Genomic DNA, 8,088 nt, shown 5'->3' with positions numbered 1-8,088 from the left:
CTTGAATAGCCAGCAGGGGTCTGACAAGACCTCAGCTTTGCTATACCTTTCTTGAGCCATCTCTTTTTCACCACCACCATTCATTTTTGGGGTTGACTTTTAATAGTTAATCTTTCTGTTTTATGATACCACAGCGGAGATTTTCCGGCAATTGCGCCGGCCGGGGTACGGCTGCAAAAATATTGCAAAAAAGCTGGTTTTTCTCAAACGGGTTTTGTATGATAGAAGCAGAGATTTGCGGCTCGCTGCGGCGTTTACCGAGGACGCATTGCGCTCTTTTCTCGCGAAAATTTCAAACCATATTCCGAAATACCTTTCGAGGAGGAATCGAATGTGAAAAAGGAATTGGAAAACAATGTTCTCACTCCCACGGAAAAAGCTCCGAACTCCTTCGGAAAAGCAATGGGACATCTGGGCGTTCATGCCAAAGAAACCGTGGCCAAAGCACAGAGCGCTGTGATGCATGCCGTGGACAAAAACGGTAACGGAAAAATCGACGCGGAAGACTTTGGCCTGACCCGTGAAAACCTGGAGGACGCAGGCGAAACAATGAAAGGCGTCGCCCTTGCCGCCGGGCATGGACTCAAGGCAGGAAGCGCTGCTATGGGGAAAGCCTTTGCCGAAGCCCGACTGGAACTTGACCTCAAAACGTTAAAGCCGGCCTTTGCGGATACCTTGCCCTTCACCGCCAAAGACAGCCAGGCGGATGCCGCGCAGCCAAGCATCCTCTCCATTGTCGCTCGGGACAAAAAAAGAAGTGAGAGCGAAGTGTGCCGCGGAGCGGTGGGATACTATCAGTCCGCAAAGGGATATGAACTGCTGAATCTTTACGAAGACTACGTGCCACAGTTATCACTGGCATTTTACCCTGCTGCAGCCAAGGGCGTTTTCCTGGCAGACCCTTATCAGACAGGGGTCTATATCGCTCTGGACGAATACTTTGACTTCATCCGCAAGGCGCTTGTGAACGAACTGGAAGTCGTGGCGCAGGACCTTGGCGCAAAACATGTCCGCATCAGTTTCAAAGAGGACAAAAAAGCGCTGGTTGCGCAGCAGGTCAAAACCAAAGCAAAAACGCAGATGGAGTCGGTGTCTGCCAGCCGTTCGGCTTCCGTGGATGAATTCTCCAGCGTGGAAATCGCCGCCGATGTGAAGTTCAGCGGACATGATTCTCCCATTGCGCCGCCCCTTGTCTACTTCAAAAACGAGAGTGACATTGTGAAGCTGGTCCGTATGCGCACCAGCGATGGTTTCAATAAAATCGAATCCAAAACTTATCGTTTTCAGTGCAATCGTCTGTTCGGCGCCAAAGAAGATGACTCCGCGCAAATCAGCGCGATCCTGAACGGCATCAAATGCACCGGGTCGGCCTCCTTCAGCCAAAATATCCAGCGTGAAAGCCGCACCATTCTGGAATACAGCATTGAATTCTGACAAAAGTTCCGGCTTCCTGATTTTCACTGCAAACGGGCGCAGAAGTCCTCAAAACCAGAGGAGTTCTGCGTCCGTTATTTTTAGTATTACCTGCGCTTCGCCATCAAACATGACACACAGCTGTCCGGTTCCTATGGTATAATACAGGCAAGACACAGGAAAGGCGGCGGGGCGTATGAAACTGGACCGGCTCATCGGCATCTTGTCCATCCTGCTCCAGCGGGAGAAGGTCACCGCGCCGGAATTGGCGGCACGGTTCGAGGTGTCCCGCCGCACCATCCAGCGAGATGTGGAGGCCCTCTGCCGGGCGGGCATCCCCATCGCCACCGCGCAAGGGGCGGGCGGCGGCATCTCCATTCTGGAGGGCTACCGGGTGGACCGCACCCTCCTCACCGCGCCGGAGATGCAGGCCATCCTGGCGGGGCTGCGCAGTCTGGACAGCGTCAGCGGCACCCGCCGCTACGCCCAGCTGATGGAAAAGCTGTGTGCCGGGTCGGGCACGCTGGTGCCCGGCAGCGCCGACCTGCTCATCGACCTGTCCTCCTGGTACAAGGACAGCCTTGCCCCCAAGATCGAGCTGATACAGGACGCCATCCGCCGGCGGCGCACCGTCCGCTTTTGCTACTTCTCCCCCAAGGGGGAATCCCGGCGCACGGTGGAGCCCTGCTATCTGGTGTTCCGCTGGTCAGCCTGGTACCTGTGGGGCCGCTGCCGCACCCGGGAGGACTACCGCCTCTTCAAGCTGAACCGCATGACCGGGCTTTCCACGGGCGAGCCCTTCGAACCCCGCCCCGCCCCCCTGCCGGACCTCGCGCCGGAACGGGTGTTCCCGGAAAAGTATCGGGTGACCGTCCTTTTTGACCCTGCCTGGCGCTGGCGGCTGGTGGAGGAATACGGCGCGGACGGCCTCACCGAGGAACCGGACGGCCGCCTGCGGTTCACCGGCGGTTTTCCCGACGCGGACAGCGTGCTGGGCTGGGTGCTCACCTTTGGCGAGGGCGCGGAGCTGGTGGAGCCTGCGGAACTGCGCGAAAAGCTGCGCCGCCTGACCCGGTCGCTGGCCGAGCGCTATGAAGGGAGGAACTGAGATGGCGTCCCATCCGGATTTTGTGGATTTTGTGGCCGACCAGCTGCGGGAGGCGGGGACCATCCGCAGCCGCAGGATGTTCGGTGAATACGGTCTTTACTGCAACGGAGTGTTCTTCGCCGTCATCTGTGATGACCAGTTCTTCGTAAAAATCACCCCCGAAGGCTTAAATGCCTTCCCGGACCTGCCCAAGGCCCCGCCTTATGAAGGGGCAAGAGACTCTTTCCTGGTGGAAGATGTGGAGGACCGGGAGCGGATGACCGCCCTCGTGCGCATCACCTGCGAGGCACTGAAAGCCTGTCCCCAGAGAAAAAGGAGGAAATGACTATGCCCTTCGACTACAAAAAAGAATACAAGGAATTCTATCTTCCGCCCAGAACGCCAAGCATCGTCACGGTGCCCGCCATGAATTTTCTGGCGGTGCGGGGGCAGGGCGACCCCAACCAGGAAGACGGCGCCTACAAAGAGGCACTGAGCCTGCTCTACGCCGTGGCCTTCACCATCAAGATGAGCAAGCTGGGCAAACACAAGCTGGAAGGTTACTTTGACTATGTGGTGCCGCCGCTGGAAGGCCTGTGGTGGCAGGAGGGCGTGCACGGCGTGGACTACGCCCGCAAAGGCGATTTTCAGTGGATCAGCCTCATCCGCCTGCCGGAGTTCGTGACGGAAGAGGCGTTCCACTGGGCAATCCGCGAGGCCACTGAAAAGAAGAAGCAGGATTTTTCCAGGGTGGAGTTCTTTTCCTGGGAAGAGGGGCTCTGCGTCCAGTGCATGCATCTGGGCCCCTACGACGACGAGCTCGCCACCGTGGCGGCCATGGACGAATACGCCCGTGCCCAGGGGTATCTGCCGGACTTCAGCGAGAGCCGGTTCCACCACGAAATCTACCTGAGCGACGTGCGCCGCTGCAAGCCGGAAAAGCTGAAAACGGTCATCCGGCAGCCGGTGAGAAAGGAGGTCCGGCCGTGAAGGGATTCACGCGGGAGCACACAGAATTCAGCCTCTGCGGCCTCGCCTGCCTGCTCTGCCCCATGCAGGTGGGCGGATACTGTCCGGGCTGCGGCGGCGGAGCGGGCAACCAGAGCTGCGCCATTGCCCGGTGTTCACTGGAACAGGGCGGGCCGGAGTTTTGCCGCGGCTGTGCCGCCTACCCCTGTGCCCGGTACGACGAGTTCGACACTGCGGATTCCTTTGTGCCCCACAGCCGCCGGGCCGCCGATTTGGCCCGGGCCGGGGAGATGGGGCTGTACGCCTGGCTGGCCCTGCTGCGTCAAAAGCGCACCGTTCTGGACCAGCTGCTGGCGAACTGGAACGACGGCCGCCGAAAGTCTCTCTACTGCGCGGCCGCCTATCTGCTGGAGCCGGAGGCCCTGCGCCGGGTGATGGAGGCGCTGGCCGCCCAAAGCGATCTGGCCGCCGCGCCTGCAAAAGAGCGGGCCCAGGCCGCCGCCGCGCTGCTGCAAACGGAGGCGGACCGGGCGGGCATCAGCCTGAAGCTGAACAAGGGAAAGGGGTGAGCGAATGGCAGCGTCACAAGTGACGGTGGAGTTCTCCTGCCCGGTGGAAACGCTGTGGCACACCGTGACCGACCTGGAGCACACTGCCTGGCGCAGCGACATCGAGCGAGTGGAAGTTTTGGACGCGGCCCACTTTGTGGAGCACACCCGCGGCGGCTATGCCACCCGCTTCACGGTCACCGCCTGCGAAGCGCCTTGCTTTTGGGCCTTCATCATGGAGAACGGCAACATGTCCGGCGCCTGGGAAGGGCATTTTGAAGGAACGGCGAATGGTTCCCGTCTGGTCTGCACCGAGACCGTCAACGCAAAGCGCTGGTGGATGCGCCCCTTCGTGCCCGGCTATCTGAAGCGGCAGCAGGTGCTGTATCTGAACGACCTGCGCCGCGCACTTTCCGGCAAATGAAAAAGCGCCCCCGGCATCTGCCGGGGGCGCTAACTTATTTTGCCCAGCGCTCCACCGCGTCCCGCAGGAACTGCGCGCAGCCAGGCACCGCCCGGTCGTAGTAGGCGGTGAACCGCTCGTCCAGCACATACAGCTGGGCGATGCCCCGGTGCTTTTGGGCCGTCAGGTCCTTCACCGTCACCGCCAGCCAGCGGCGGTGCAGGTCATAAAGTTCCCTGCCCTCTTCGCTGTCGGGCCCAAGGCCCGCCTTCACCGCGGCTTCCAGCCTTTGGCGCAGTTCGGCGTCCAGCGCGTTCCATGCGTCGTACTGCTTCTGCGTCAGGCCCATCAAACCGGCGTTGGCGGCGTCCACTTCCCCGTCGCCGTATTTGGCCCGGGCCTCTTTGCCGTGGGCGGCCTCGTTTTCTGCCACCAGCTTCGCTTTCAAGGCGGCAAACTTCTTTTCGTCCTCCATAGGCTCCTTCCTTTCTTCGCTGCCGATGGTCTCTTCCACCGACCGTATCAGGTCTTCCAGCCGGGCCTTCTGCGCCTGCAAGGCAGCCAGGTGCTGCCGCAGGGCGGCCAGCCGGTCGAAGGAGGGCGCGTCCAGACATTCCCGGATGCGGGCCAGCTCCACCCCGAGGGCCCGGTAAAACAGGATGTCCTGCAGCCGGTCCACCTGGGCCGGGCCGTAATATCGGTAGCCGCTCTCGGCCACCCGGCCGGGCTTCAGCAGGCCGATCTCGTCGTACCAGCGCAGGGTGCGGGTGGACACCCCCGACAGGCGCGACAGTTCATGGATGGAATATTCCATGCTGTTCCCTCCTTCCTGCTATCAGTGTAGCAGTTGACGGTACGGCAGAGTCAAGAGGAAAGCGAAAAAATTTTCAGCGGGTTCAGCCCGGGTCATAGGTGCTGAGCGCCTCGCTCAATTGCGGGAGCCACGCGGGGCCGTCGTACTGGGCATCCGGGGCGCAGATCTCCATCAGCTCCACCTTTCCGTTCCGCCAGGTGCCCCGGCAGGTGAGCAGGTAGGTGAGCTGCCCCTGCCGCACCGTCAGCTCCAATTCGGTGAAGAGGAACATGTCGTCCAGCCGGGTGCGGCTGAAACTTGCCCTGGCGTCCCGGATGAGCACGTCCTGCTCTCTGAGTTCCTCCAGCGCCTCGTACACGCCGCCGGCATTGCCGATGCAGCGCTCTATCCCCTCTTTGTCGTAGTTTTCCAGCGCCCGGGCGGCGCTGCGGGCGCACAGCCACGCGGGGATGCACCGCCAGGCGAACCCGTCGCCGCCCACCGTTCCGTTCAAGACCGGCAGGGCGAGCAGCAGCGCCAGGCAGACGCATACCACCGTCAGCAGGCTCCGCTTGTGCATGGTCTTCTTCTTTTGAGCGAGCTCCTGCTCCGAATACCGAAGCACCTCCTTCACGGCGCTGTCGATATTTTCCGGGTGCGGCTCTGCCTGCGCCCGGGCCCCGGAGATGAGTTCCAGCACGGTGACGTCCAGCGCCTGCGCCAGCGGTTCCAGCAGGGCGATGTCCGGGGCGCACAGCCCCCGCTCCCATTTTGAGACCGCCCGGTCGGTCACGTTCAGGCGCTGGGCCAATTCCTTCTGGGTCAGCTTCTTTTCCTTGCGCAGCGTTCGTATCAGTGCGCCGGTGGCTTCGTTGTTCATCCCTCGGCCCTCCCTTTCGCCTCTATTATACCTCTGCGCCGCCCTTCCCGCACCAAACCGCTGGTTGAGTGCGGGGCGTGCCCTGCTTTTTTCCGCGTCTTTTCGCGGCCGCCGCTTGTTGCGCTTCGGATTTCATATTACAATAGAACCAGTCAAGAGAGCAAGAAAGGAGGAGCGCCATGCCCACTGTATTGATCGACGCGGACGGCTGCCCGGTGGTGGACCTGACCATCCGCGTCTGCAAAGGCCATGGGGTGCCGGTGCTCATTCTCTGCGACACGGCCCACCGCATCGAGCGGGCCGGCGCTGAAACGCTGGTGTTCGACAAAGGCGCGGACAGCGTGGATTTCGCCCTGGTCAACCGGGTGAAAGCCGGGGACATCGTGGTCACCCAGGACTACGGCCTTGCCAGCATGTGCCTGGCCCGCCGGGCCCGGGTGCTGAACCAGAACGGCCTGGAATACACCGCGGGCAACATCGACGCGCTGCTGGAGCGCCGCTGGCAGAACAAAAAGCTCCTCCGGGCCGGCAAGCACCCGAAGGGGCCGGCCAGGCGCACGAAGGAGCAGGACGCAGCCTTTGCAAAAGCCTTGGATGAGATATTGCGCGGCACCGCCGCGCTGTGATGTTTCCCGAAAAAGGGAGGGATGCACGATGCACACATTCACCGCATGCGGCAGGACCGTGACCGTTTTCCCCGCCGGCGTGCCGGACGCGCCGGTGGTCTTTCTGAACACCTTCGGGGACGAAGGCCAAAAAGTCTTTGAGGCGCTGGCCGCCGGCGGCTGCCCGCCGCTCTCGCTGGTGTCCGTCAGCGGCCTGGATTGGGACCGGGACATGGCCCCCTGGAGCTGCCCTGCCGTGTTCAAAAACGCCGCGCCCTTCACCGGCGGCGCGGACGAATACCTGCGGCTCCTGGTCGGGACCATCCTGCCCACAGCGGAGGCAACGCTGGCCGGCGCTCCCCGCTGGCGCGGGATCGCGGGCTATTCCCTGGCGGGGCTGTTCGCGCTGTACGCCCTGTATGAGACGGACGCATTTTCCCGCGCGGCCAGTGTGTCCGGCTCGCTCTGGTTCCCCGGGTTCCGGGAATTCGTTTTCTCCCGCGAGCCCCTGCGCCGGCCGGACCGCCTTTACTTCTCCGTGGGCGACAAAGAAAGCAAAACGCGCAACCCCGTGCTGCAAACGGTGCAGGAGAACACCGAGGCGCTCTGCGGGTTTTACCGCGGCAAGGGCGTTTGCACAACGTTTCAGCCGAACCCCGGCGGGCACCATGAGCACCCGGCCCAGAGGACGGCGGCGGGCATTCAATGGCTGGCGAAGGAATAGCGCCGCTCCGCGCGAGTATGATACAATAGAAAAAAACGAGAGGGATCCTTGCTATGAACTTTGACGTCAACAAGCTGGTCTGGACCCGGCCGCCGAAGCAGTACCGCATCGCGGCGGACAAGATCGAAATGACCACGCAGCCCCACACCGACCTGTGGCAGCGCACCTATTACCATTTCCGCAACGACAACGCTCCCCTGCTGCAGATGGAAACGTCGGAACCCTATTTCAGTTTTGTGGTGAAGACCGACTTTTCCGCCGCCTGCCACCGCTTTGACCAGTGCGGGGTCGTTCTCTATCTGGACAGCGAAAACTGGCTCAAGGCCTCGGTGGAATACGAGAACGGGGCCTTTCAGCATCTGGGCAGCGTCGTGACCAACGAGGGCTATTCCGACTGGGCCACCACCGCCATCGACGGCAGCATCCGCACCATGTGGTACCGCCTCAGCCGCCGCGGGGACGACTACCGGCTGGAATGCTCCCGGGACGGGGTCGATTTCAGCCAGATGCGCGTCTGCCATCTGCGCAAAGGCGGCGGCGCCATCCGCTTCGGCCTTTACGCCTGCTCGCCGGAGGACTCGTCCTTTACCGCTGTGTTCTCGCAGATGCAGATGACCCAGTGCCAGTGGCAGGCCCATGACGGCCAGCAGCCGGACTGAACCCATC

The 8,088-nt window shown here is 61.8% G+C and carries 11 protein-coding genes; 9 read left to right on the top strand and 2 right to left on the bottom strand.

What is annotated here, in order from left to right; translation table 11 throughout:
• The first annotated feature begins 333 nt into the window (after positions 1-333).
• From ACMI1Q_RS00270 to ACMI1Q_RS00245, 6 genes are all read left to right on the top strand, one after another.
• Positions 334-1,434 carry a hypothetical protein gene (locus ACMI1Q_RS00270; protein ID WP_419502394.1) on the top strand — a complete coding sequence of 367 codons (1,101 nt, stop codon included), beginning with the start codon at positions 334-336 and terminating at the stop codon, positions 1,432-1,434.
• Positions 1,435-1,609: 175 nt separating this feature from the next.
• Positions 1,610-2,521, top strand: a complete 912-nt coding sequence (locus ACMI1Q_RS00265; protein WP_419502393.1) for a helix-turn-helix transcriptional regulator — start codon at positions 1,610-1,612, stop codon at positions 2,519-2,521.
• Between the two features lies 1 nt (position 2,522).
• Positions 2,523-2,846, top strand: a complete 324-nt coding sequence (locus tag ACMI1Q_RS00260; protein WP_419502392.1) for a TfoX/Sxy family protein — start codon at positions 2,523-2,525, stop codon at positions 2,844-2,846.
• A 2-nt stretch (positions 2,847-2,848) separates the two neighbouring features.
• On the top strand, positions 2,849-3,490 hold the full coding sequence (locus ACMI1Q_RS00255) for a GyrI-like domain-containing protein (RefSeq protein WP_419502391.1): 642 nt from the start codon (positions 2,849-2,851) through the stop codon (positions 3,488-3,490).
• A complete protein-coding gene (locus ACMI1Q_RS00250) occupies positions 3,487-4,038 on the top strand; it encodes a DUF3795 domain-containing protein (RefSeq protein ID WP_419502390.1) in 552 nt (183 codons plus the stop codon). The genes ACMI1Q_RS00255 and ACMI1Q_RS00250 overlap by 4 nt, the downstream gene beginning before the upstream one ends.
• 4 nt (positions 4,039-4,042) lie before the next feature.
• Complete coding sequence (locus ACMI1Q_RS00245; RefSeq protein WP_419502389.1) at positions 4,043-4,441, top strand: SRPBCC family protein; 399 nt, start codon at positions 4,043-4,045, stop codon at positions 4,439-4,441.
• Between the two features lie 34 nt (positions 4,442-4,475).
• Here the strand turns inward: ACMI1Q_RS00245 and ACMI1Q_RS00240 are convergent, their stop codons facing one another.
• Together ACMI1Q_RS00240 and ACMI1Q_RS00235 are read right to left on the bottom strand one after the other, a co-directional pair.
• On the bottom strand, positions 4,476-5,234 hold the full coding sequence (locus tag ACMI1Q_RS00240; RefSeq protein WP_419502388.1) for a MerR family transcriptional regulator: 759 nt from the start codon (positions 5,232-5,234) through the stop codon (positions 4,476-4,478).
• Between the two features lie 82 nt (positions 5,235-5,316).
• Positions 5,317-6,093 (bottom strand): helix-turn-helix domain-containing protein, encoded by a 777-nt coding sequence (locus ACMI1Q_RS00235; protein ID WP_419502387.1) that lies wholly within the window; start codon positions 6,091-6,093, stop codon positions 5,317-5,319.
• A 179-nt stretch (positions 6,094-6,272) separates the two neighbouring features.
• On the opposite strand from ACMI1Q_RS00235, the gene ACMI1Q_RS00230 reads away from it, so the two are divergent.
• From ACMI1Q_RS00230 to ACMI1Q_RS00220, 3 genes are read left to right on the top strand one after another with little or no spacing between them, the layout of a single operon-like run.
• Complete coding sequence (locus ACMI1Q_RS00230) at positions 6,273-6,719, top strand: YaiI/YqxD family protein (protein WP_419502386.1); 447 nt, start codon at positions 6,273-6,275, stop codon at positions 6,717-6,719.
• Between the two features lie 28 nt (positions 6,720-6,747).
• Positions 6,748-7,422: an alpha/beta hydrolase gene (locus tag ACMI1Q_RS00225; RefSeq protein ID WP_419502385.1), complete on the top strand. Its 675-nt coding sequence runs from the start codon at positions 6,748-6,750 to the stop codon at positions 7,420-7,422.
• Between the two features lie 53 nt (positions 7,423-7,475).
• Positions 7,476-8,081 carry a DUF1349 domain-containing protein gene (locus tag ACMI1Q_RS00220; RefSeq protein ID WP_394981382.1) on the top strand — a complete coding sequence of 202 codons (606 nt, stop codon included), beginning with the start codon at positions 7,476-7,478 and terminating at the stop codon, positions 8,079-8,081.
• Positions 8,082-8,088 lie beyond the last annotated feature (7 nt).

Source organism: Candidatus Allofournierella excrementavium (genome assembly GCF_048526665.1).
GTDB lineage: Bacteria > Bacillota > Clostridia > Oscillospirales > Ruminococcaceae > Allofournierella_A > Allofournierella_A excrementavium.
Note: the sequence above shows the minus strand (reverse complement) of the source record. Positions and strands in the feature narration are given on the sequence as shown.

What these genes read in the sequence shown, in the direction of transcription:
- ACMI1Q_RS00265 (WP_419502393.1), top strand. Translation starts at nt 1,610, where the DNA reads ATGAAACTGGACCGGCTCATCGGCATCTTGTCCATCCTGCTCCAGCGG.
- ACMI1Q_RS00260 (WP_419502392.1), top strand. Translation starts at nt 2,523, where the DNA reads ATGGCGTCCCATCCGGATTTTGTGGATTTTGTGGCCGACCAGCTGCGG.
- ACMI1Q_RS00255 (WP_419502391.1), top strand. Translation starts at nt 2,849, where the DNA reads ATGCCCTTCGACTACAAAAAAGAATACAAGGAATTCTATCTTCCGCCC.
- ACMI1Q_RS00245 (WP_419502389.1), top strand. Translation starts at nt 4,043, where the DNA reads ATGGCAGCGTCACAAGTGACGGTGGAGTTCTCCTGCCCGGTGGAAACG.
- ACMI1Q_RS00240 (WP_419502388.1), bottom strand. Translation starts at nt 5,234, where the DNA reads ATGGAATATTCCATCCATGAACTGTCGCGCCTGTCGGGGGTGTCCACC.
- ACMI1Q_RS00235 (WP_419502387.1), bottom strand. Translation starts at nt 6,093, where the DNA reads ATGAACAACGAAGCCACCGGCGCACTGATACGAACGCTGCGCAAGGAA.
- ACMI1Q_RS00230 (WP_419502386.1), top strand. Translation starts at nt 6,273, where the DNA reads ATGCCCACTGTATTGATCGACGCGGACGGCTGCCCGGTGGTGGACCTG.
- ACMI1Q_RS00225 (WP_419502385.1), top strand. Translation starts at nt 6,748, where the DNA reads ATGCACACATTCACCGCATGCGGCAGGACCGTGACCGTTTTCCCCGCC.
- ACMI1Q_RS00220 (WP_394981382.1), top strand. Translation starts at nt 7,476, where the DNA reads ATGAACTTTGACGTCAACAAGCTGGTCTGGACCCGGCCGCCGAAGCAG.